The 23,109-nt window shown below is 63.5% G+C and carries 16 protein-coding genes and 4 pseudogenes; 12 read left to right on the top strand and 8 right to left on the bottom strand.

Features of this window, described 5'->3' with window-relative positions:
* Positions 1-67 precede the first annotated feature (67 nt).
* Positions 68-1,243, top strand: a complete 1,176-nt coding sequence (locus tag ACSQ3Y_RS34545; RefSeq protein ID WP_436180495.1) for an IS5 family transposase — start codon at positions 68-70, stop codon at positions 1,241-1,243.
* Between the two features lie 308 nt (positions 1,244-1,551).
* Here the strand turns inward: ACSQ3Y_RS34545 and tnpC are convergent, their stop codons facing one another.
* The 6 genes from tnpC to ACSQ3Y_RS34515 all read right to left on the bottom strand — a co-directional run bounded on the left by tnpC (position 1,552) and on the right by ACSQ3Y_RS34515 (position 8,633).
* A complete protein-coding gene (tnpC, locus tag ACSQ3Y_RS34540; protein WP_436180484.1) occupies positions 1,552-3,069 on the bottom strand; it encodes an IS66 family transposase in 1,518 nt (505 codons plus the stop codon).
* Between the two features lie 65 nt (positions 3,070-3,134).
* Entirely contained in the window at positions 3,135-3,467 is a 333-nt protein-coding gene (tnpB, locus tag ACSQ3Y_RS34535) for an IS66 family insertion sequence element accessory protein TnpB (protein WP_436180483.1), read from the bottom strand.
* The gene (gene tnpA / locus ACSQ3Y_RS34530; RefSeq protein ID WP_436180494.1) at positions 3,464-3,853 is read right to left on the bottom strand and encodes an IS66-like element accessory protein TnpA; all 390 of its coding nucleotides are present in this window, start codon (positions 3,851-3,853) and stop codon (positions 3,464-3,466) included. Before tnpA ends, tnpB begins: the two co-directional genes overlap by 4 nt.
* A gap of 393 nt (positions 3,854-4,246) precedes the next feature.
* The gene (locus ACSQ3Y_RS34525) at positions 4,247-5,221 is read right to left on the bottom strand and encodes a Bug family tripartite tricarboxylate transporter substrate binding protein (RefSeq protein ID WP_436180482.1); all 975 of its coding nucleotides are present in this window, start codon (positions 5,219-5,221) and stop codon (positions 4,247-4,249) included.
* 41 nt (positions 5,222-5,262) lie between these two features.
* Positions 5,263-7,404 carry a 3-hydroxyacyl-CoA dehydrogenase NAD-binding domain-containing protein gene (locus ACSQ3Y_RS34520; protein ID WP_436180481.1) on the bottom strand — a complete coding sequence of 714 codons (2,142 nt, stop codon included), beginning with the start codon at positions 7,402-7,404 and terminating at the stop codon, positions 5,263-5,265.
* 17 nt (positions 7,405-7,421) lie between these two features.
* Positions 7,422-8,633 carry an acetyl-CoA C-acetyltransferase gene (locus tag ACSQ3Y_RS34515; RefSeq protein ID WP_436180480.1) on the bottom strand — a complete coding sequence of 404 codons (1,212 nt, stop codon included), beginning with the start codon at positions 8,631-8,633 and terminating at the stop codon, positions 7,422-7,424.
* Positions 8,634-8,720: 87 nt separating this feature from the next.
* On the opposite strand from ACSQ3Y_RS34515, the gene ACSQ3Y_RS34510 reads away from it, so the two are divergent.
* The 8 genes and pseudogenes from ACSQ3Y_RS34510 to ACSQ3Y_RS34475 form a co-directional block, all read left to right on the top strand.
* Positions 8,721-9,539, top strand: a complete 819-nt coding sequence (locus ACSQ3Y_RS34510; protein WP_436180479.1) for an IclR family transcriptional regulator — start codon at positions 8,721-8,723, stop codon at positions 9,537-9,539.
* Positions 9,540-9,570: 31 nt separating this feature from the next.
* Positions 9,571-10,737 carry an acyl-CoA dehydrogenase family protein gene (locus tag ACSQ3Y_RS34505; protein WP_436180478.1) on the top strand — a complete coding sequence of 389 codons (1,167 nt, stop codon included), beginning with the start codon at positions 9,571-9,573 and terminating at the stop codon, positions 10,735-10,737.
* An 11-nt stretch (positions 10,738-10,748) separates the two neighbouring features.
* Positions 10,749-12,326: an AMP-binding protein gene (locus ACSQ3Y_RS34500; RefSeq protein ID WP_436180477.1), complete on the top strand. Its 1,578-nt coding sequence runs from the start codon at positions 10,749-10,751 to the stop codon at positions 12,324-12,326.
* A gap of 39 nt (positions 12,327-12,365) precedes the next feature.
* Entirely contained in the window at positions 12,366-13,496 is a 1,131-nt protein-coding gene (locus tag ACSQ3Y_RS34495; protein WP_436180476.1) for an acyl-CoA dehydrogenase family protein, read from the top strand.
* Positions 13,497-13,631: 135 nt separating this feature from the next.
* Positions 13,632-14,468 (top strand): annotated as a pseudogene (locus tag ACSQ3Y_RS34490) (CaiB/BaiF CoA transferase family protein); the annotation flags it as partial.
* Between the two features lie 64 nt (positions 14,469-14,532).
* Positions 14,533-15,651: an IS110 family transposase gene (locus ACSQ3Y_RS34485; RefSeq protein ID WP_057202909.1), complete on the top strand. Its 1,119-nt coding sequence runs from the start codon at positions 14,533-14,535 to the stop codon at positions 15,649-15,651.
* 353 nt (positions 15,652-16,004) lie between these two features.
* Positions 16,005-17,358: pseudogene (locus tag ACSQ3Y_RS34480) on the top strand (transposase).
* A gap of 251 nt (positions 17,359-17,609) precedes the next feature.
* Positions 17,610-17,957, top strand: a pseudogene (locus ACSQ3Y_RS34475) (helix-turn-helix domain-containing protein); the annotation flags it as partial.
* A gap of 313 nt (positions 17,958-18,270) precedes the next feature.
* Here ACSQ3Y_RS34475 and ACSQ3Y_RS34470 read toward each other — a convergent pair.
* Both ACSQ3Y_RS34470 and ACSQ3Y_RS34465 read right to left on the bottom strand, forming a co-directional pair.
* Entirely contained in the window at positions 18,271-19,344 is a 1,074-nt protein-coding gene (locus ACSQ3Y_RS34470; RefSeq protein WP_179684531.1) for a hypothetical protein, read from the bottom strand.
* A 196-nt stretch (positions 19,345-19,540) separates the two neighbouring features.
* Positions 19,541-19,744, bottom strand: a pseudogene (locus ACSQ3Y_RS34465) (transposase domain-containing protein); the annotation flags it as partial.
* A gap of 175 nt (positions 19,745-19,919) precedes the next feature.
* Between ACSQ3Y_RS34465 and ACSQ3Y_RS34460 the strand changes: the two are divergent.
* From ACSQ3Y_RS34460 to ACSQ3Y_RS34450, 3 genes are read left to right on the top strand one after another with little or no spacing between them, the layout of a single operon-like run.
* Entirely contained in the window at positions 19,920-21,149 is a 1,230-nt protein-coding gene (locus ACSQ3Y_RS34460) for a tyrosine-type recombinase/integrase (RefSeq protein ID WP_436179040.1), read from the top strand.
* Positions 21,146-22,099: a tyrosine-type recombinase/integrase gene (locus ACSQ3Y_RS34455; RefSeq protein ID WP_436179039.1), complete on the top strand. Its 954-nt coding sequence runs from the start codon at positions 21,146-21,148 to the stop codon at positions 22,097-22,099. Before ACSQ3Y_RS34460 ends, ACSQ3Y_RS34455 begins: the two co-directional genes overlap by 4 nt.
* On the top strand, positions 22,096-23,100 hold the full coding sequence (locus tag ACSQ3Y_RS34450) for a tyrosine-type recombinase/integrase (RefSeq protein ID WP_436179038.1): 1,005 nt from the start codon (positions 22,096-22,098) through the stop codon (positions 23,098-23,100). The genes ACSQ3Y_RS34455 and ACSQ3Y_RS34450 overlap by 4 nt, the downstream gene beginning before the upstream one ends.
* Positions 23,101-23,109 lie beyond the last annotated feature (9 nt).

Genomic DNA, 23,109 nt, shown 5'->3' with positions numbered 1-23,109 from the left:
AGCCAGCCCAGCAGCCCAACCCCGGTAAGCTCACCGGGCCCTCCCACATAGCTTGACCCTGACCCCCATGCGCGGCGCCGACACCTTCACCGAGAGCCTGTTCTCTGTCCGCAAGCTCGAAGACTTCGTGCCAGCCTCGCACCCCCTGCGCCCCGTTCGCAAGATGGTCAACACCGCCTTGGCCAAGATGGATGCCCTGTTCTCGCGCATGTATGAAGCAGACATCAAGGGCGGGCGTCCCAGCATCGCCCCCGAGAAGCTGCTGCGCGCCATGCTGCTGCAGGTGCTGTACAGCGTGCGCTCTGAACGCCAGTTGATGGAGCAGGTGCAGTACAACCTCTTGTTTCGCTGGTTCATCGGCCTGTCCATGGACGATGAGGTCTGGGTACCCAGCGTGTTCACCAAGAACCGCGAGCGGCTGATCGAACACGACGCCGTGATCGAGTTCTTCAACGAAGTGCTCAAGATCGCCGACAAGAAACACTGGCTCTCGGGCGAGCACTTCAGCGTGGACGGAACGCTCATCCAGGCCTGGGCGGGCCACAAGAGCTTTGTGCGCAAGGACGACGATGACGCGGGTGGTGATGATCGTGATGGCAATGGTGACAACACAGATGATGGCCCTGATGCAGATGCCAAAGCCCACAGCGATGGCGGCAACTTCAAGGGCCAGCGGCGCAGCAACGACACCCATGAATCCACAACGGACGGCGATGCCCGGCTGTACCGAAAAGGCAAAACCGCCAGCGAGCTGCGCTACATGGGCCACACCCTGAGCGACAACCGCCACGGCCTGGTGGCCAATGCAGTGGTCACGCTGGCCGATGGCTACGCAGAGCGCGAAGCGGCCAAGGCCATGGTCAACGACGCCCGGCAGGCGCAGGCCGATCCCACGCGAACCATCACGCTGGGGGCGGACAAAGGCTATGACGCACGCGAATTCATTGAGGCCTGCCAGGCCATGAACGTCATTCCCCACGTGGCGCAGAACAACTCGGGCAGAAGCTCGGCCGTGCCCGATGCGATTGCGCAAAGCGAAGGCTACGCGGTATCGCAGCAAAAGAGAAAGCTCATCGAGCAAGGCTTTGGCTGGGCCAAAACCGTGGGCGGCATGAGGCAAGTGATGGTGCGAGGCCTTGAGCGCGTGGACCAGATGTTCGTGCTGACGATGGCGGGCTACAACCTGGTGCGCATGCGCACTTTGGAGCAATTGGGACAGGTGCGTCCGCAGGGGGCGTATTGAGGGCAAACGAAGGCCAAAGCGGCCTCTGAAGTGCAATAAAACGCTCAATTGGGCACGCTAATCCCGGAATGTGAAAAAAGCGAGCCAGCCTGCGGCTGTGGGGCAAGACGGGCTTGGAATCTGGGGAGTATTTCTTCAGCCTGCTAGGAGGCGCGTGTTTGGTCACTGCATATTCCGCCGCTGATTTATAGTCATCGCTTTGCCGGTCGGTGCTTCAGCGGGTATTTACTGAGATCGGGCCACGACATGCAAAAAAGCTAGGCCTGTGCCTTTCCCATGTTAACAGTAGCTGGCCAGCCGGCTATTGATCAGGCGCAAGCAGCTTGCCAACGATGCGGCAGTAATTCTTGCACCCGGCTAGCCCTGTGCGTGGGCAGCCGCGTCAGCACATCTTTGAGGTAGGCATAGGGGTCATGCCCGTTCATGCGGGCCGACTGCACCAGGCTCATCACCGCCGCCGCCCGCTGGCCCGCGCGCAAGCTGCCGGCGAACAGCCAGTTGCTCCTGCCAATGGCGATCGGCCGGATCTGGTTCTCGATCCAGTTGTTGTCTACGGGCAATTGCCCGTCATTGACGAAGCGCGTCAGCGCAGTCCAGCGCCGCAGGCTGTAGTCCAGCGCCTTGGCCGTCGCTGAGCTGTCCGGCAGTTTTTGCCGCTGCAGCGCCATCCATTCGTGCAGCGCATCAAGCACCGGCTTGGTGTGCTGCTGGCGGATGCCCTGGCGCTGATCGGCGTTGAGGTCTTTGACCTCGCGCTCTATGTCGTAGACCTTGGCGAGCTGCTCCAGCGCGAAGCCTGCGATCTGGCTTTTGTTCGCCGCATGCAGGTCAAAGAATTTGCGCCGCGCGTGCGCCAGGCAACCGACTTCCGTGATGCCCTGCGCAAAGCCCGCTTTGTAGCCAGCAAAGTCGTCGCAGATCAGCGCGCCCCGCCACTCGCCCAGGAAGTTACGCGCATGTTCACCAGCCCTGGACTCGCAGAAGTCGTACACAACGGCCTTGATATCCTGGAAGGCACCCGGTGCGTAGGCCCACAGGTAGGCGCGGTGGCTCGCACCCTTGCCGGGCTTGAGCATCTGCACCGGCGTCTCGTCGGCGTGCAGTACGCGCTGGCCCAGTATCTCGGCTTTGAGCGCATCCACCAGCGGTTGCAGCCGCACCCCGCAGGTGCCCACCCATTGCGCCAGGGTGGAACGGGCAATGGCCAGACCGGCGCGCGCAAAGATGGTTTCCTGGCGGTACAGGGGCAGGTGGTCGGCGTACTTGGCGACCAGCACCTGGGCCAGCAGACCCGTGGTGGGGATGCCCTTGTCGATCACATGCGCTGCAACTGGAGCCTGGGCGATGGTCTCGCACTTGGCGCAGACCCACTTGCCACGAACGTGGCGCTCCACCGTGAACACACCGGGCACATAGTCAAGCTTCTCGGCCACGTCTTCTCCGATGCGCTGCATCAGGCAACCGCACTGGCAGGTGCTCGACTCGGGCTCGTGCCTGATCTCGCGGCGCGGCAGATGGGCCGGCAGCGGCTGGCGCTTGGGTTGCTGCCTGGCCTCTGGGGCGGGCGCCGCAGGCGGCTGCAGTTGCGCGATCTCGTGGGCGACTGCAGCCAGGTCGGCCTCGATCTCGTCTTCAAGCAGGCTGCGCTGCTCGGCATTGAAGCGCTCGGACTGTGCGGCGAACTTCATGCGCTTGAGCAGCGCGTTCTCGTGGGCGAGCTTGGCGTTGAGCGCCTGGCTGTGGCGCAGCTCGGTGAGCAGGCGCGCGGTCATCTCGCGCAATTGCTCGGCGCTCAGATCATCCAGGGATTGCGGCTGCATCAACATGGCAGGCAGTGTGCCCAGGATGGCACTGCGCTGTCATGCGCAGATCCACGGATTGCAAGGCGGCTTCAGACCACGGTGATGATGCCGGCGCTTCCCATGCGCTGCCAGGGCAGACCCAGGACCAGGGCCTGAAGCTGATCGGACTCCAACTGCCACTGTTCATCGCCTGGTGCCGGCCAGACGAACTTGCCCCGGTGCAGGCGGCGAGCCGCCAGCCAGATGCCGATGCCGTCGTGCACCAGCACCTTGATGCGGTTGGCGCGCTTGTTGGCGAACAGATAGGCGTGGTGGGGGTGGGCGGCGCCGAACACGGTGACCACCCGGGCCAGCGCCGTGTCGGTGCCGGCACGCATGTCCAGCGGAGCAGTGGCCAGCCAGACTGCGTCGATGCGGATCATCGCAAGAGCTCGCGCAGGAGTGCGCCGCAGTGCGACAGCGGACATTGCAAGTGCACCAGCAATTCGCCGCGCTGAATTTGCAGACGCGCCTCAGGTACAGGTTGCTCGTCAGCAAGTGCCGCCAGCCTCGCAGGGGTCGCTTCACATGCAGGACCGCCAGTCTGCATCGGCAAGGATACGAACGCGGGCGGAGTCGACTTTTGTCGCTCCAGTTGCTCTCGCTGCTCACGCATCCAACGATGCACCATGTTCGAGTGCAGGCTATGGGCCAGGGCCACACCGCCTACACTGGCTCCGGGCTGTGCGCAGCGGGCCAACACCTCGGCCTTGAATTGCTTGCTGTATTCACGCCGCCGTGGGCGGACTTGATTCAAAGAGTTTTCCATCGTGTCCACGATCCTCCATCGTGGGGACGATGCCCGCTTCAAGCGGGGCGTTCAAGATGGGATCGCCAGCCGCATACTTTCCACACAGCCTCGGCCATCACCGGTCGGTCGATAGCAGTGGCCGAGAGCCGCCGCTCAGAGCTGCTCCCGACCCAGTGCTGCCGATCGACAACCTGCGTCAAATGTCCGCATGGAACGGAAGCTGTCGTTGGACAAGACCCCGTCGTGGTCTTGGTTCGGATTGCCAGCCAATTGCGCCACGAGGCGCTTGCAACCGATTGAGCTTGATGTACCAAGTAGCGCTTCTATTTCCAATCGCAAACTTGTCGAGCAGCGAAGCAACGGCTCAGCCGTACAGCCCTTTTTTTCAAAAGGCGTCACTGGCGCAAGTGATCAGTTCGCGCGGATCTTCGCCGCCTCCACCAGCTTGCCGAATCGGACGTACTCTTGCCGCATCATGCGCATCGTGTCTTCGCCATCCACGAACTTGACCTCGACGCCGAGCTTGGCAAATTGCGCCTTGACTTCAGGATCGTCCATCACGCGCTGCATGGCGGTCGCCAACTTGTGCTTGATCGGGGCAGGGCTCGCCGCCGGCAGGAACACGCCAACCCACGCGATCACTTCGGCGCTCGGATAGCCCGCCTCGACCACGGTCGGCACGTTGGGCAGGTCAGGCAGGCGGGTGGCCGAGGTCACGGCCAGCGCGCGCAGTTGCCCCTGCTTGACCCGGCTCACGGCGCCGATGGCGGTGTCGAAGCCGTAGCTCACCTCGCCTGCCAGAACAGCCTGCACGCACTGGGCGCCGCTCTTGTATGGGATCTCGGTGATGTTGACTCCGGCCGAGACTTTGATCGCCTCACCCGAAAGCTGCGCCGTACTGCCGACGCCGAATGAGGCGTAGCTGATGTTCTCACCCTTCTTTGCGGCCTGGACCACGTCGCCCAGCGTCTTGTAGGGCGAATCAGGCTTTACCAGGATGAGATTGGGGAACGACGCCAGCGTGCCGACCGCGGCGAAGCTGCGGATCGGGTCGTAGGGCACTTTGCCCATGACCTGTGGGCTGATCGTGAAGGCCGCGTTGGAACCCATGAACACCGTGTAGCCGTCAGGCTCGGCGCGCGCCACCGCATCGGCGCCGATCATGGTGCCTGCGCCGGGGCGGTTATCGACCACCAGCGGCTGGCCCAGGATCGCCTGGAGCTTGGGGATCAGCACCCGGGCCATGGCATCGATCGTGCCGCCGGCAGCGTAGGGCACGACGACCTTAATCGGCCGGCTCGGGTAGTCGGCGGCCATGGCCGGGCCGCCGGCTATGGCTAGCACGGTCATCGACAGCGCAGTCAGTACTTGTTTGAGGGGAATCATTTGCTAGTTTCCTTGAATTGTCTTGTGAGGTTTGTGCCGGCTCAAAACGTCGCCGACTGGCGGGCCTTGTCGATGAGCAGTTGCGGCGGTGCGAAGCGGGCGTCATAGCGCTCGGCCAGGTATTGGGCGCGCTGCACGGCCTTCTCCAGGCCGTACTGATTGAGGAACTGAAACACGCCGCCAGTCCAACGCGGAAAGCCGATGCCCAGCACCGAGCCGATGTTTCCGTCACCCGCGTTGTCGAGCACGCACTCTTGCAGGATGCGAACGGATTCGATAGCCATGCAGAACAGTAGGCGGTCCACCTTGTCCTGCTGCGGGTATTGGTTCTCTGGCTTGACGAAGTGTTGCGCCAGGCCCGGCCAGAATTGCTTGCCGCTCTCGGGGTAGTCGTAGAAGCCGCCGCCAGCGGCACGACCCTTGCGGCTGAAGTCGTTCAGCATGAGCTCCATCACTGCGTCCGCGCCATGGGGACGCAGGGGGCGCCCTTCTGCGGCGAAAGCCTTCAGTGTTTCCAGCCGGTTGTTGTAGGACAGGGCCAGGCTCACTTCGTCGAGTACGGCCAACGGGCCCACGGGGAAGCCGGCGAACATGGCGGCGGCTTCGATGCTGGCCGGATCCTGGCCCTCGCCGAGCATGGCCACGCCCTCGCGGGTTAAGGTGCTGAACACGCGGCTGGTGAAGAAGCCGCGGCTGTCGTTGACGACGATGGGCGTCTTGCCCAACTGCATCACTAAGTCCAGCGTCTGAGCCAGGGTCTCCTTTGAAGTCTCGGCACCCTTGATCACCTCGACCAGTTGCATGCGGTGCACCGGCGAGAAGAAGTGCGTGCCGATGAAGCGTTCGGGCCGGGTGGACGACTTCGCCAGCCCGGTGATCGGCAGCGTGGAGGTATTGGAGGCCCAGATCGCGTGGGGGCGCAGCAGTGGCTCCAACGCGCGGGTGATCTGATCCTTGAGATCGGGCCGCTCGGGCGCGGCCTCGATCACCATGTCCACATGGGCCAGCTCTTCGTAGCTCTCGACGGCGTGCATGCGGGCCAGGATCTGCTGGCGCTTGGCCGCGTCGATCTCGCCCTTTTCCTCTCGCTTGGCCAGCAGCTTGTCGGCAGCGGTAATCGCGCCCTGGGCCTGCTCAAACGTGGCGTCCTTGATCCAGACCTCGATGCCGCGCAGCGCCGCCACGTAGGCGATGCCCTTGCCCATCATGCCCGCGCCCAGCACGGCCAGCGTCTTGACGCTGCGCTTTTCGAAGCCCGGGGGGCGCTGCGCGCCATTCTTGATCTCGTTGGCGCGGAACCAGAATGTGCCGATGATGTTCTTGGACACCGATCCGGTGACCAGGCCGACGAAGTAGCGGGTTTCGATGCGGCTGGCAGTGTCGAAATCGACCTGCATGCCCTCCACGCTGGCGCAGACGATGGCCTCGGGCGCTGGGTAGCAGCCGCGGGTCTTGGCGCGGACCTGGGCGGCGGCGTTGGAGATCCAGCGCTTGGCCTCAGGCGCATCGCTCCAGCCGCCAGGCGGAGTGTAGCCCGGCGCGTCCCAGGGCTGGCTGCTGCCAGGGTGGGCGGCGATCCAGGCGCGCGCCTTGGACATCATTTCCTCGGAGGTGGCGGCCAACTCTTGCACTAGGCCGGCCTCGTGCGCCTCGGCGGGCGACATCAGCTTGCTGTCCTGCAGGAAGGGCTGGCTTGCGGCCAGGCCAAGTAGGCGCGTCATTCGCACCACGCCGCCGGCGCCGGGCATCAGGCCCAGCGTGGCTTCGGGCAGGCCAAACTGCGCCTTGGGCATGTCGAGCGCGATGCGATGGTGGCAGGCCAGCGCGATCTCGAAGCCCCCACCCAGGGCTGTGCCGTTAAGCGCGGCAACCACTGGCTTGCCCAATTTTTCCAGGCGACGCAGCGCACTCTTGCCCCGTTCGGTAGCGGCGAACAGCTTGTCGGCATCGGCCGGTTGCATGTTGTAAAGGCGCTTCAAGTCGCCGCCGGCAAAGAAACTCTCCTTGGCCGAGGTCAGGATGACGCCGGTGATGCGGTCCTTTTGCGCTTCCAGTTCGGCCACGCGTTGCGCGAGGCAGTCGCGCATGGCGTCGGTCATGGTGTTGACGCTTTGTTCGGGCGCGTCGAAGGTCAGGGTAACGATGCCGTCGTCGGCACGGTGGAATTGAATGGGTTCTTGCACAGTTGCGTTCCTCAAAATCAAAGACGTTCGATCACGCTCGCCACGCCCATGCCGCCGGCCACGCACAAGGTGGCAACTCCATAGCGCAGCTGGCGGCGTTCCAACTCGTCGAGCAGGGTGCCCAGGATGATGGCTCCGGTGGCGCCGATGGGATGGCCCATGGCGATGGAACCGCCGTTGACGTTGATCTTGTCCATGGGCACGCCCAGCGTCTTGGCAAAGTGCAAGGGCACTGCCGCGAAGGCTTCGTTGACCTCGAACAGATCAATCTGGTCGGCCCGCAGCCCGGCCTTGGCCAAGGCCTTCTGCGTGGCCGGCACCGGGCCGGTGAGCATGAGCGTGGCCTCTACCGTGACCAGACCCGTGCCAAGGATGCGGGCGCGCGGCCGCAGGTTCAACTCCTTGCCGATTTTCTCGCTGCCCACCAACACCAGGCTCGCACCGTCGACGATGCCCGATGAGCTGCCCGCGGTGTGCACCGCTGCGATGCGGTCGAGTTGCGGGTAGCGCTGGCGCGCCACGACGGCGTGGGCGCCGGCCGAGGCGCCGCCGAACGCGGGCTTGAGCGAAGCGAGCGATGCGGCCGTAGTCTCTTCGCGGATGTATTCGTCGTGGTCCAGCACGGTCAGGCCGTTGCCGTCCAGCACAGGAATCAGCGAGCGCTTGAAGTGGCCCGCACCCCGTGCCGCAGCGGCCAGCTGTTGAGAACGCAGGGCGAAGGCATCGAGCGTTTCGCGGTCGAAGCCGTGCAGGGCCGCGATCATATCGGCGCTGTAGCCCTGTGGCACGTAGGCAATTTTCAGGCTGGTGGCCGGGTCGTAGATCCAGGCACCGCCGCTGGCGCCCAGGCCCAGGCGCGACATGGATTCCACGCCGCCGGCCGCGATCAGATCGTGCCAGCCCGAGCGCACCTTCTCGGCGGCGAGATTCACCGCCTCCAATCCTGCGCCGCAAAAGCGCTGCAAGGCCATGCCCGGAACTTGGATCCAGCCACCCGGTGCGCACAGCGCCGCGATACGCGGCAGGCACGATCCTTGGTCGCCCACGGCAGAGCTGATTCCCAAGATGAGGTCATCAACGCGCCCGGGGTCCAGCGCAAGGCGTGTGCGCAAGCCCTCCAGCAAGCCAACTACCAGCTCGATGGGCTTTGTCTCATAAAGTGCGCCAGTCCCAGGTTTACCTTTGCCGCGCGGTGTCCGCACGGCGTCGAAAATCATAGCATCGGGCATATTTTCTCCAATAAAGCGAACCTAGTGTCTCGAAATAGTTTGTAGAAGTCAATTTTTTTGTGCATACTTCCCGCCAAGGATAGAAAAATGAATCAACCATCTCACTTTATGGATGCTCAAGCCGACTTGGACAAGCCAGGCAGCAGCGCGTTGGCGCGCGGCATCCACGTTCTGCAGGCCTTCGGCGTCGAAGCGCCCGCACTGACCGCCAAAGAACTCATGGCGGCCACTGGCTTGCCCAAGCCGACCTTGTTCCGCCTGGTCACCACCTTGTGCGAGGCCGGACTGCTGCGCTACGACGAGGACGACGGACGCTTTCTGCCCGCGCCGGGGCTGGCGCGCCTGGCCGCTCCGCTGCTGGCGCGCACCTCCATCCGGCAATTGGCATTCGGGCCGATGCAGGCACTGGCCGAGCGCGCCGTTGCGCAGGTGTCCTTGGGCCTGGGCCTGGGATTGGATCTCGTCTACATCGAGCTGGCGCAGTCCAAGGACTGCGTGACGGTGCGACCGGCCATGGGCAGCCACATTTCGCTGTCCCGGACCGCTTCCGGCCGCGCATACCTGGCCGCGATACCGCTCGAGCAGGCCCAGCGCTACCTGGATGGTGTGCGCGCCAGCGACGCGGAGCATGGTGCCTGGCTGGACGAGCGCTTGCAGGAAGCCCGGCGCGATTTGGCCGAACGCGGCTTTTGCGTCAATCGAGGCGACCTGCAGCGACAGCTCGAAGCGGTGGCCGTGCCAGTGCGTGCCGCCGGCAACCCCGACGAGATCTACGTCTTCGCTTGCAACGTCCCCAGTTTCGAATTGCGGCCCGGCCAGTTGCTCGACGACGTAGGCCCGCGCCTAGCCACGCTCGCGCGCAGCATCGAAGCCGCCTTGGGGACGACCACCGCATCGCCCCTCTAACAGATTTTTCACTCGCACTGTACTCCCCCACATGAACTTCGATCTCTCCGACGAACAGCAAGCCCTGTGCGACGCCGTTTCGCGCATCTGCACCCGCTTTGACGACGAGTACTGGCTGCTTAAAGACAAGGAGGGCGGCTTCCCGTTCGAGTTACACCAAGCGCTGGCCGAGTCCGGCTGGCTGGGCATCTGCATTCCAGAGAAATATGGCGGCTCGGGCCTGGGCATCACCGAGGCGGCGCTGATGATGCAGGCCATAAGCGCCTCTGGCGCGGGCATGTCTGGCGCCTCGGCTGTCCACATGAACATCTTCGGCCTGCAGCCGGTGGTGATCTTCGGCAACGACGCCCAAAAGAAGCGGATGCTGCCGCCGCTGGTCCAGGGCAAGGAAAAGGCGTGCTTTGCCGTCACAGAGCCCGACGCGGGCCTGAACACCACGCGGCTGAAGACCCAGGCCTTGCGCGAGGGTGACCACTACATCCTCAGCGGCTCCAAGGTCTTCATTTCCACCGCTCAGGTGGCCGAGAAGATGCTGATCCTGGCGCGCACCCTGCCGCTGGACCAGGTGAAAAAGCCCACCGATGGCCTGAGCCTGTTCTATACCGATCTTGATCGGCGCTTCGTGGAGGCGCGCGTCATCGACAAGATGGGACGCAAGGCGGTGGACACCAATCAATTGTTCATTGACTGCCTCAAGGTGCCGGTGGAAGACCGCATCGGCGAGGAAGGCAAGGGCTTCCACTACATCTTGCATGGCATGAACCCCGAACGCATCCTAATTGCGTCGGAGGCCATCGGCCTGGGCAAGGTGGCTCTGAAGCGCGCGACGCAGTACGCCGGCGAGCGCATCGTGTTCGACCGACCCATCGGCCAGAACCAAGCCATCCAGCATCCGCTGGCCGAGCGCTGGATGCAACTGGAGGCGGCCAACCTGATGATGCTCAAGGCGGCTGACCTCTTCGATCGAGGCCTTCCCTGCGGCGCCGAGGCCAACAGCGCCAAGTACCTGGGGGCCGAAGCGGGCTACCAGGCCTGCCTGCAGGCGGTGATGACTCACGGCGGCTACGGCTATGCCAAGGAGTATCACGTCGAGCGCTACCTGCGCGAGAGCCTGATTCCGCGCATCGCGCCAATCAGCCCGCAGCTCATTCTTTGCTTCATCGCCGAGAAGGTGCTGGGGCTGCCGAAGTCTTATTAAGCGCCACACCCATGACGACAGCTACCCCCATCGATCCTCAGGCGATCGACCGCTTGGCTCATTGGGCACAGGTCTGCCCCGAGAAAGTCGCCGTGCACCTTGTGGACGGCGACGCGGTCACGAGCTTGACCTATCGCGAACTCGACGCACGCGCCAGCGTGGCGGCCCAGTGGCTCATCGGCCTGGGCCTGGGCGAAGGCGAGGACATCGCGCTGCTGATGGATAACCGCCCGGACCTGTTCGCGCTGGCCTGGGGTGCCCGTCGTGCCGGTTTGTACTACACGCCGGTGAGCACGCACCTCAATCCCGGCGAGGTGGATTACATCCTGCGCGACTGCGGCGCGCAGTTGTTGGTCGCGACGCAAAAGACACTGCCGCTGGTACCTCAATGCGACAACTGGCGCGGCGCACGCTACCTGCTCGACGGAGACGCCGAGGGTTTCGAATCGATGACGCCGGCCCTGGCGCGCTACGCGCCTCGCGCCGCACTGCCCGAGCGCATGGTCGGGCGCGACTTTCTGTATTCGTCGGGCACAACCGGCAAGCCCAAGGGTATCAAGCGACCGCTCGTCCCCTTTGCGAACCGATTCCAGGACGCCTACGACGCAGTGGTATGGCGCGAGTTCTTCCAGTTTGGCGCGAACTCCATCTATCTCACGATGGCTCCGCTTTATCACGCTGCGCCACTGCGCAGTTGCATGCGCAACATCGACTGGGGCGGCAGCAACATCGTCGCCAGCCGATTCGATGCCGAGCGCGCGCTGCATCTGATCGCCAAGTATCGGGTGACGCACAGCCAGTGGGTGCCGACCATGATGGTGCGCCTGCTTGCCTTGCCCGACGCGGTGCGCGAAAGCGCTGACCTGAGCAGCATGCGCGTGGCCATCCACGCGGCCGCGCCGTGCCCGCCCGAGATCAAGCGCCGCATGATCGAGTGGTGGGGCGCGGTCTGGTATGAGTACTACGGCGGCTCCGAAGGCGTCGGGCTCACCGCCATCGACAGCGAGCAATGGCTGCGCAAGCCAGGGTCCGTCGGGCGCGTCCAACTCGGCGTCATCCACATCAAGGACGACGCAAGCCACGAACTGCCTGTGGGCGAGCAGGGCCGCATCTGGTTCTCGGGCACGCCCCGCTTCGAGTACCACAACGACCCGGCAAAGACCGCGGCGGCCTACGACGCGACGGGCTGCGCCACCTTCGGCGACATCGGCCATGTCGACGAGGAGGGCGACCTTTTCATCTCGGGGCGGCGCACCGACCTCATCCTCTCGGGCGGCGTGAACATCTACCCGCAGGAGATCGAGAACCTGCTCGCCACCTATCCGGGTGTCTCGGACGTGGCGGTGATCGGCGTGCCGCATGCCGAGTTCGGCGAAGAGGTGAAGGCCGTCGTCGAGCTGAGCGATCCGGCTCAGGCCGGCCCGGCGCTCGCCGAGGCGCTGATGATCTATTGCCGCCAACACATCGCACACCTGAAGTGCCCGCGCAGCGTTGACTTCGTCACCGCCCTGCCACGTCTCGAGAACGGCAAGCTCTACAAGCGCCTGTTGATAGACGAGTACGCGAAAGCTGCCGCCACTTCGCGCTGAACCGAATCAAAATCCTTTCATTTCCTAGGAATCACAACCATGCGTACGTCCCTCCGAGAGGACCACGAGCAGTTTCGCGACCAGGTTCGCAAGTTTGTCCAGCGCGAGATCGCGCCGCAGCACCACGGGTGGGAGAAGGCCGGATGCGTGCCGCGCGAGACTTGGCTGAAGGCCGGGCGCGAAGGCCTGCTGCTGCCGGCCATCCCTCAGGAGTACGGTGGCGGCGGCGGGGACTTCGGCCACTCCATCGTGGTCATTGAGGAGCTGATGCGGGTTCTGGCCACCGGACCGGGTTTCCCGCTGCACTCGGACATCGTGGCACCCTACCTGCTGGCCTACGGGACGGAGGCGCAAAAGCATGACTGGCTGCCCGCCATGGCGCGCGGAGAAAAGATCGGCGCCATTGCCATGACCGAGCCCGGCATCGGCAGCGACCTAAAGGCCATGCGCACCACGGCGCGGCGCGATGCCGACAGCTACGTGATCAATGGTGGCAAGACCTTCATCACCAACGGCGCGAATTCCGACCTCGTGATCGTCGCGTGCAAGACCAACCCCGATGCCGGCACGCGCGGCATCAGCCTGATCGTGGTGGATGCGGGAACGCAAGGCTTCACCAAGGGGCCGCTGCTGGAGAAGATCGGCTTGAAGGCGCAGGACACCTGCGAGCTGTTCTTCGACAACGTGCGTGTACCCGCTGCCAACCTTTTGGGCGAAGAAGGAAAGGGATTTGGTTACCTGATGCACCAGCTGGCGCAGGAGCGCTTGATGATCGCGGTGCGCAGCCCCATCGTGATGGAGACCATGCTCGAAGAGACCATCAAGTACACGAAATCTCGCAAGGCCTTCGGGCAGCCGATCTTCGACCACCAGAACACTCGCTTCAAGCTGGCCGAGATCAAGGCCAAGACCGTGGCGTGCCGGATCTTCGTGGACCACTGCATCTCGCTGCATTTCGACAAGGCGCTCTCGGCGGACCTGGCAGCCATGGCCAAGCTGTATGCGACCGAGGCACAGGGTCAGGCGGTCGATGAGCTGTTGCAGTTGCACGGGGGCTATGGCTTCATGCGTGAGTACCCCGTGGCCCGTGCCTTCGTCGACAGCCGTGTGCAGCGCATCTACGGCGGCACGTCGGAGATCATGAAGGAAATCATCTCCCGCGGGCTATGACAGACACCGCACATCCGCAGGCGCTGTCCGGCATTCGCGTACAGGACCTGACGCGCCTGCTGCCGGGCCCGTACGCCACTTAGATCCTGACCGGATATGGCGCAGATGTCGTGAAGGTCGGAGGACACCGCGGCCGGCGACTACGCGCGTCACTCGCCGCCGCTAGAGGCCAGCGACCTCGGTGCAGCTTTCACCGCCAGCAATGCAGGCAAGCGCAGCATCGCTATCGACCTCAAGACCGACGAAGGCCGCGCCCTTTTTCGTCGCATGGTGCAGGGTGCCGACGTGTTGGTAGAGAGCTTCCGCCCCGGCGTCATGCATCGGCTCGGACTTGGCTACGCCAAGCTCAGCGAGATCAATCCTTCACTCGTGTACTACACCATCTCAGGGTACGGGCAGCACACGCGACGGGCCGCGCTGACCGGTCACGACCTCAACTACCAGGGTGTCGCAGGCCTGTTGTCGCAACGCGTGGAAGGGGAACAAGAAGCGCTGCCGCCAGCGCTGCTGGGCTATCTGGTCGGAGGATCGTTTTCGGCTGTGATCGCGATCATGGCAGCGCTGCTAGAGCGCCGCGCAAGCGGACGCGGGCGGTTCATCGATATTTCCATAGCCCATGGCGCAATGGCTCTGATGCCTCCGGTTTCCGTTGCCGCAGTCAACGGCGAGGTAGTGAAGCCATTCGGCAGCACTGCGCTGAGCGGAAGCAACCCCGCGTACGGCATCTATGTGGCGAGCGATGACCGGCGGGTGGCGCTGGGTGCGCTCGAACACAAGTTCTGGAAGACCTTCTGCCTCAGAACTGGTCTCGACCACCTGGCCGGATGGCGACCGGAAGGGGCCGACGCCGCAAATGCCGTCGTGCGGCAGCGGCTGGAGACCTTGTTCCGCAGCCGGTCGGCCAAGGAATGGGAGACGCTAGACATCATGGTCGCCGCCCCCTGGATAGGCGGCCGGTCTCCGACATCGTAGATTGCGTTCAAGGACGTAGCGCTACATGCTGTGACTTGCGTCGTCAGCAACAAGGAGACCGACCATGCAAGAGAGTAGCAAGATTCACGTGGGCCTGGACGTCCACAAAGACAGCATCAGCATCGCAGCGGCCGAGCCTGGCCGAGTGCCCGGGCGCCTGATAGGCAAGGTCACGCACGATGTGAGCAAGCTGCTCAAGGTGCTGGCCAAGGTCGGCAACGCCGATCAACTGCACATCGTGTACGAGGCCGGCCCCACCGGCTTTGGCCTTCAGCGTGCTCTGCACAGCAGGGGCTACCTGTGCGAGATCATTGCCCCCTCGCAGATCCCGCGCCGCCCTGGAGATCGGATCAAGACCGACGGGCGCGACTGCGTTCAACTGGCCGAATGCTCTCGCGCTGGCCAGTTGACTGCCGTGTGGATCCCCGACCCAGAGGACGAAGCGATCCGTGACCTGTCACGGGCACGCGAAGATGCAGTCAACAGTCGCGTGCAGGCCCGCCACCAACTCAAGGGATTCTTGCTGCGTCACGACGTGCGATACACCGGCAAGACCTCATGGTGTGGGGCCTACTACCGCTGGCTGGGGACACTAAACTTCGGGGCGGGGGCCGCACAGACAGCGTTCACCGAATACTGGCAAGCCGTGACGGCTGCAGATGATCGCGTTGACCGGCTGACGAAGGCGCTGCAGGCCTCGATCACTGGCTGGCGCTTTGAGGCGGTGGTTGGTGCGCTGCAGGCACTGCGTGGCGTCGCCGCGATCACGGCGATTGGCTTGGCAGCGGAGATCGGAGACCTGGGACGCTTTGCCCATCCACGCAAACTCATGGGCTACCTCGGTCTGGTGCCCTCGGAGCACTCCAGTGGTCAGCGCACGAGCCGGGGCAGCATCACCAAGACCGGCAACGCGCACGCCCGGCGGCTGCTGACTGAAGCCGCCTGGAACTACCGCTTCAAGGCGCGCATCGGCAAACAAGCGCAGATCCGACAACAGGATCTGTCCGAGCCGATACGAAGGATGGCATGGACAGCGCAGTTGCGGCTGACACAGCGCTTCGCAGCGTTGAGTGCACGTGGCTTGCAGGCCAACAAAGCCTGCATCGCCGTCGCAAGGGAGCTGGCAGGCTTCGTCTGGGCCATCGGCATGCAGGCGCAGCGCGAGCAGGGCCAGCCAAACTGAAAGGGCATAACACGCAACAGGATCGATCTGGCGATGCGATACGAGCAACGATAGGGCAACCCTCGACGCTCCTACCAGGGCACCGCAAGGCAGATCCCCGATCCTAGAGCGAGGCAGGCCCGCGACGAATCGATGAAGTGCTGGTAACCAATCCGCGGATATGAGTCTGATTCATCGTCGCTGCAAACGCTCGTGTCGCATCACCCGATCGATCCTAAGAGAACGCACACCAAATGAGGCACTGACAGTATTGACAATGGCGACCATATGAGGAGGTTGTCGGACTTTCCATGCTCGCCAAACATGAGGCGATCCGAGAGAATTGCGTCAGTGCTTTTCATGACTACTTCGCAATGAGCCGCTTCATTTCAGTGGATCGAGATACCTCCTACCTGCTGCCACCATCGGTGGACGTGTGGCTGCCCAGCGACCACCTGGCGCGCTTTGTGGTCGAAGTCATAGAGCGTCTGGACCTGGATGATCTGACCAAGCAGTATGCGGGCCGCGGTTCAGCCGCACACCATCCGGCCGTGTTGCTGGGACCGCTGATCTACGGCTACGCCAGCGGCGTGCATTCAAGCCGCAAGATCGAACGCGCCACCTACGACTCGGTGGCATTTCGCTACGTGGCGGCCAACACGCATCCCGACCACGACACGCTGGCCACCTTCCGGCGGCGCTTTGTGAAGGAGGTCGAGGAGCTGTTCGTACAGGTGCTGGTTCTGGCTCGCGAGATGAAGCTGCTCAAGCTGGGCCACATCGCGCTGGACGGCACCAAGGTCAACGCCAACGCGAGCAAGCACAAGGCGCTTTCCTGGTCCCACGCCAACAAGATCGAAGCACAGTTGAGGCGCGAGGTGCAGACCCTTCTGAGCCTGGCCGAGAAAGACGACCGCGCCGCCGAGCCCGATGGCATGGACGTGCCCGCCGAGATCGCCCGGCGCGAGGATCGCCTGAACGCCATCGCACAGGCCAAGGCCAAGATCGCGCAACGTGCGGGCGAACGCTTCAAGGCCGAACAGCAGGAGTTCCAGGCCAAGCAAGCCAAGCGCCGTGCCCAGCGCGACGCAGGCAAGAAGCCGCGCGGCAAAGATCCCCAGCCACCCGAGGCCGGCCCCAAAGCCGGCGATCAGGTCAACCTGACGGATGAAGAGTCGCGCATCATGCCGGTGTCTGGCGGGGGCTTCGAGCAAAGTTACAACGCCCAGGCTGGCGTGGACATTGACACGATGATGGTGATCACCGCGCACGTCACAGGCATGCAACGACAAGCGCGAAGTGACCCCGACGCTGCAGCAGATTGCGGCGCTGCCTGAGGCGTTGGGCGCAGTGCAGACGCTCGTCGCCGACAACGGCTTCTACAGTCACGCAAACGTCATCGCCTGCGCGCAGGCAGGGGTCCAGCCACTGCTGGCGATCAAGCGAGAGTCGCATGACGAACCACTGATGGAGCGATTTGCTCCTGACCCGAGCGCGCCGCAGACGACGGATCCGCTCGCCCAAATGGTTCACCGGCTGTCCACGCAGGCCGGAAAGGCACTGTACAAGCTACGCAAACAGACGGTCGAGCCGGTGTTCGGCATCATCAAGCGAGTGATGGGTTGGCAGCAGATGAGCATGCGCGGGCTGCGCAAGGCTCAAGGCGAGTGGCACCTCGTGACGATGGCCTGGAACATCAAGCGCATGCACGTGCTGCGAGCAGCATGAGCGGGCGAAAGTGCGACCAGATTCGCCCTCCAACTGCACCTGAGGCGGCCTACGGAGTCGAAAAGAAGCAGCGAAGGCGGCGATTGCTCGCGGCGAACATCACAGCGTTCTGAAAAAACTCTTGGACTTGGCTAAACGACCTCGCTAAAAGCCAAGTCCGACGGCCTCCTAGTGTCGTGAGTTAGAAGTTCGTTGAACTAGTGATCACATGTCGAGTCAATCGTGTACCGTGTGCACACGAGGAGGCTGCGATGCGTGGACTACCCAAGGCGCAACTGGTACTGACGCAAGTCGAGTTTGAGCAGCTCACAGCGCTGACGCTGCGGCGCAAGACCGCGCAGGCGTTGGCGCTGCGGGCTCGCATCGTCCTGGCCTGTGCCCAGTACATTGACAACAAAGTGGTTGCCAGCCGCCAGCGCGTGACACCGCAAAACGTCTCGAAGTGGCGGGCCCGAATCGTGCGGGATCGACTCGACGGACTGCTCGATGCCCCTCGCACTGGAGCACCAGGCACCGTCGATGACGCTCGTGTCGATGCTGTGATCGCCAAGACGCTGGAGAGCGTGCCCGAAGCAGCCACGCACTGGAGCACCCGCACCTAGGCTATCGATGTTGCCAGCGAGTGCGCAGACTCGATGATCGAGCTGCTTTGATGATGCACAGTAAGCGGCCGGCCATCCCATCTTGACGGAAAGCAGTAAGCGGGCGGCCATCCCATCTTGACCGCCAGCTTTCGATAGCCTTGGACTTCCGCTCTGGGCTCATAGTCGCCGTCCGTCCGCCCGGAACCAGTCACTCAGAACACGCGAGGCGGGCGGGTGAGGCCAGCTTCGGCAAAGGGCCCAACCCGGGCGTTGGCGAGGCCAACATATAAATCACTCTTCAGCTGAACCGCCCTGACCGAAATGCCCATCAGCCCGGCCGATGGGGCGACAGATACGGTTTCTTCCACCGAAAGCACTGCAGGTCGCCCGAGGGGTGGGTGAACACCACCCAGTGGTCGCCCAGCTGTATGGCGTTGGCCATGGTGCCCGCCGAGGCCTGCCAGACCTGATCGCCGTTGAACTTGTCCCAGGCCTTGGGGCGGTAGTCCTCGATGCCGAACAGCAGGTCGCCCTCGGTGTTGATGGCGGTTATCTCGCGCCGGGTGTGCTCCACCCAGACGGGCCGCATCTTGTCGCCCGTCTCGGAGATTGCGACATACATCATGAACGAGCGCGACCTGGCGTTGAAGATGGCGAAGCCATCGCGCGCCGCGCTGATTTTGTAGGCGTAGCTGTTGCCGGTGAGGTGCCCGCTGGCCAGCAGGCCCTGCAAGACCGGCTCCTCCACGTAGTTGAGCTGATTCACCACCACCGCCGTTGCTGCTCTTGTATTCGGCCCCAGGTCAACGAGCAGCACCGTGTTGCCGGCCAGCACGAACAGCCGGTTTCCAGCCCGGTCCACGTGCTTCTTCAAGGGCCACTCGCCAATGCGGTAGGGCGCTAGATCCAGCTCCAGCAGCATGGCCTGCGTCTCAAGGCAGTAGACACGGAACACGTCGCGCGCCGTGCCGAAGCCGTAGAAATACTGGTCGGTGGGTGGGTATTCGAAAGCGATGTCCAGCGCGAGGTGGCCCACAACCTGGTAGTCCCGCACAACGTCCAGGCCCTGGCTGGCGTCGTTCCAGACCACGCTGCGGTACACAGCGCCGCCGTGGCTGAAGACCAAGCCGAAGTCGGACCACTCGGGGTTGGCGCGCGCCACGTACTCGCTGTATAGCACCTCGTTGGTCGTCAGGTCCAGGATCTCCGGGCGCTGGCCCGTCATGTACAGCCGGTTGTCGGCACAGAAAATGGAGCGGTACGACGTCGTGGCCTTCAGTGCATAGATCTGCTGGACATCGTCCTCTTCGCCATCAAACTCATTGAGCTTGAACTCTCGCAGGAAATTGATGCCTTCGTCCGCGGAAGGCTGGTACAGCACATACAGCGAATCACTACGCATGGTGGCAGAGACATACTCCCCATCTTCCGACGCTAACCGATGCACTGCTTTTTTTAATGGTAATCCAACGCTCACACTCACCCCCTTGTGCCTGACATTCACTTCGACGAATCTCACGTGCAGCCTACCAAACTAGCCGACCATGAATGCCTGCTTCCGCCGATATCGGCCATAGTAACGGAGAAGCAACGAAAGCCTATTTCAACGACCTCTCTGCGCTCCAGCGGTGAGGCAACAGCTCGCCGATCAAGCTGGCCTGCTGCGTTGGTAGCCGCTCAAGCACGTCGCGCAGGTAGGCATACGGATCATGGCCATTCATGCGTGCCGATTGGACAAGGCTCATTACCGCAGCCGCACGTTGCCCAGCCCGAAGACTGCCCGAGAAAAGCCAGTTGTTGCGCTTATGCGTAGCTGCGCATAAGCGCAATAAGGCGAACTCCGGTTTTATGCTCAGTCGACGCCGCGATGTTCAGTCGGTGGCGCTTCCTGCCTTTGCCGCGTCGGTCTGATCACCTGCTGGACTTCGCATAAGAAGTCGCGTCTCCTGGGGGGCCAACCCCCTTCAGGAGATCGCGATGGATGTCTTCGATGCCCTCACGGAACTGGCCGCTGCTCGACTTCGGGTGAGCGCTCTTGCCCCCTTTGTTCAGCCCTTCTGGGATCGGCTGAACGAGCAGCGTTACTCGCCGGGCACGGCTCGCCAGTACATGAACTGCGTTGCCCACTTCGCCCACTGGTTAAGGCGCCGTCGCGTCTCCCTTCAGACTCTCGATCAACACGTCGTTGCCTTCGTTGACGAACACCTGCCGCGCTGCACTTGCGCCGCTCCGGTGCAGCGCAGCCGCAACCAGGTCCGCGCGGCTCTGCATCATCTGTTGGCTGTTGTTTGCGCTTCGGGCGTCCAGCAAGATTCCCGACAGAGCAGTCTGATCGACGAGCAATTGCTGCGCTTTGACGAGCACCTGCTGCACGCGAAGGGACTCGTTGGCAGCACGCGTCTTCGGCGCACGAAGATCATTCATGCGTTGCTGTCTATGACATCGAACTCGACGACGCCGTCGGCCGATGAGTTGCGGCAATTCCTGGCCCAAGAGCTCTCGCGGGTGAGCGCCGCCAGCGGCGGCGTCACCGCGACCGCAGTGCGCAGCTACCTGCACTTCCGCGCCTTCGAAGGCGATCACGTCGAGCACCTACTGCCTGTGGTTGCCGCGCCGGCGCACTGGCGTCTTGCACCCTTGCCACAGACGCTCGCCCCGGACGAGGTCAGTCGGCTGCTGGTTGCCTTCCCGGTGGATCTGCCATCGCGCCTGCGCTGCTACGCCCTCGTGCGCTGCGTCGTTGACCTCGGCTTACGAAGCAGCGAGGCGATCGCGCTGGAACTCGACGACATCGACTGGGTGGCCGGCACCGTGCGCATCGGCACAAGCAAATCGCGACGCGCTGATGTGCTGCCGCTACCACAACTCACCGGTGCCGCCATTGCTGACTACGTACGATCGGAACGACCCCAGACCACAAGCCACCGGGTCTTCGTTCGGCATGTGGCGCCTGTAGATGAACCAGTGACCGCCGACGTCGTCAGGCGTGCCGTGCGCCAGGCCTATCGGCGCGCCGGGTTGCAATACACCCGGGTGCACATTCTTCGGCATACGCTGGCCAGCCGGCTCCTGAACACCGGCGGCACGCTCAAGGAAGTCGCCGATGTGCTTCGCCATCGCGAACTAGACACTTCACTCATCTATGCCAAGGTCGACTTCACTCGGCTGGGTGCGGTGGCCATGCCCTGGCCCGGGAGCCGGCCATGAGTGCGGCAACAACAATGCAAGCCGCAGTGGAGCGCTATCTCGAGGATCGCCGCCGCCTGGGTTTTGCGCTGACGGCACCGGCCACCGAGCTCGCCCGATTTGCCCGGTACGCCGATGCACGAGAGCACCGAGGCCCGCTCACGCAGGAGTTGATGCTCGGCTGGGCACGGGAGCATGTGCATCGAACCAGCGATGTGACTGCGGCACGCCGGCTGGAGATCCTGCTTCCATTCGCCGCGCACTACCGGCAGTTCGAACCGGCCACGGAGATTCCCCCGAGGGGGATTCTGGGTCGTGGTCATCGGCGCTTGGCGCCACACATTTACACGGACCAGGAGATCATCCAACTGCTGGACGCTGCCGGCGGACTGACCTTGACTTGGCCTCTTCGAGCGCTGACCTACCGCAGCCTGTTCGGGCTGATCGCAGCGGCTGGCCTCAGGCTGTCTGAAGCGCTGATGCTCACGATGGGCGACGTCGACCTACAGGCAGCCGCGCTCACCGTGCGCCAGACCAAGTTCCACAAGTCCCGCTGCCTGCCGCTTCATCCGAGCACAGTGCAAGAACTCAGGCGGTACCGGCAAGCCCGTGACCGATGCCGGAGCACCGACGATAGCGCCCCGTTCTTCGCCTCGCACGATGGTGGGCATCTTCCCAAACGCACAGTAGAGAACGTCTTCCGGCGCCTGCAGCCAAGACTCGGCTGGCGTGCCCGGGGGGATCATCCATACCCCCGGATCCACGATCTGAGGCACACGATGGCGGTCCGGCGCTTGCAGTGCTGGCGCGAGTCTGGTCAGTCGATCGACCAAGCGATGTTCTGGCTGTGCACCTATCTGGGCCACGCCAAGATATCCGACACCTACTGGTACCTGTCCGGCATCCCCGAGCTGATGGACACCATCAGCGCGAGGTTCGAGCGCTTCGTCGCGCAGGGGGACGAACAATGAGCAGTCAGACCACACCGACGTTCGCCGGTCTTGTGCAGGAATTCTTCACCGACTACATGGTGCAGCAGCGCGGCTTGAGCTCGCGCACGGTGGCGTCATATCGGGACACCTTCGTGCTGTTGCTGCGCTTCGCTGAAGACAAGCGACATCTGCCGGCGCACGGGATGACGATGGCCGACCTGAATGCCCGGTTCCTGGCCGACTTCCTGGATCACCTGGAGGTCCATCGGCACAACTGCGTGCGAAGTCGCAATGTTCGATTGGCCGCGGTACGGGCGTTCCTGAAGTTCGCCGCCAGGCGTGACCTGGCCAACCTGGGGGTGATCGAGAACGCGTTGGCCGTGCCGATGAAGCGCTTCGAGCGCAAGATGGTCGGCTTCGTGCCACACGAGCAGATGCTGGCGGTGATCGACGTGGCGATCGACACCTGGATCGGGCAGCGTGACCGACTGATGCTGACTCTCATGTTCAACACGGGCGCTCGCGTCTCCGAGATCATCGGCGTGCGAGTGGCCGACGTCGTGCTCGGGCCGAGCAACAGCATCCGACTGCACGGCAAGGGGCGCAAGCAGCGCTCGCTGCCGTTGTGGAAGAGTTCGGCGCGGGCCGTGCGCGAATGGCTGCATTTGAATCCGCAGTTACACGAGGATTCGCCGCTGCTGCCTACACGAGACGGACGGGCGATGACCAGGGCCAACATCGCCCAGCGGCTGAAGCTGGCCGTTGACGTGGCATCGGTCAAACACACGCAGCTCAAGACGATGTCGGTGTCGCCGCATGTCGTGCGGCACTCGACTGCAATGAGCCTGCTGCAGTCCGGGGTCGACCCTTGCGAGATCGCGCTCTGGCTGGGGCACGAGAGTCCGTCGACAACTCACATGTACGTCGAGGCAGACCTGGCCATGAAGGAGCGCGCGTTGGCGCGTCTGAAGCAGCCTGAGGTCAAGCAAACGCGGTACCAGGCGCCGAAAGCCCTGTTGGCATTCCTGCAAGGGTTGTGATTATGCGAA

The organism is Acidovorax sp. LjRoot66, assembly GCF_964253305.1.
Taxonomy (GTDB): Bacteria; Pseudomonadota; Gammaproteobacteria; order Burkholderiales; family Burkholderiaceae_C; genus Acidovorax.
Note: the sequence above shows the minus strand (reverse complement) of the source record. Positions and strands in the feature narration are given on the sequence as shown.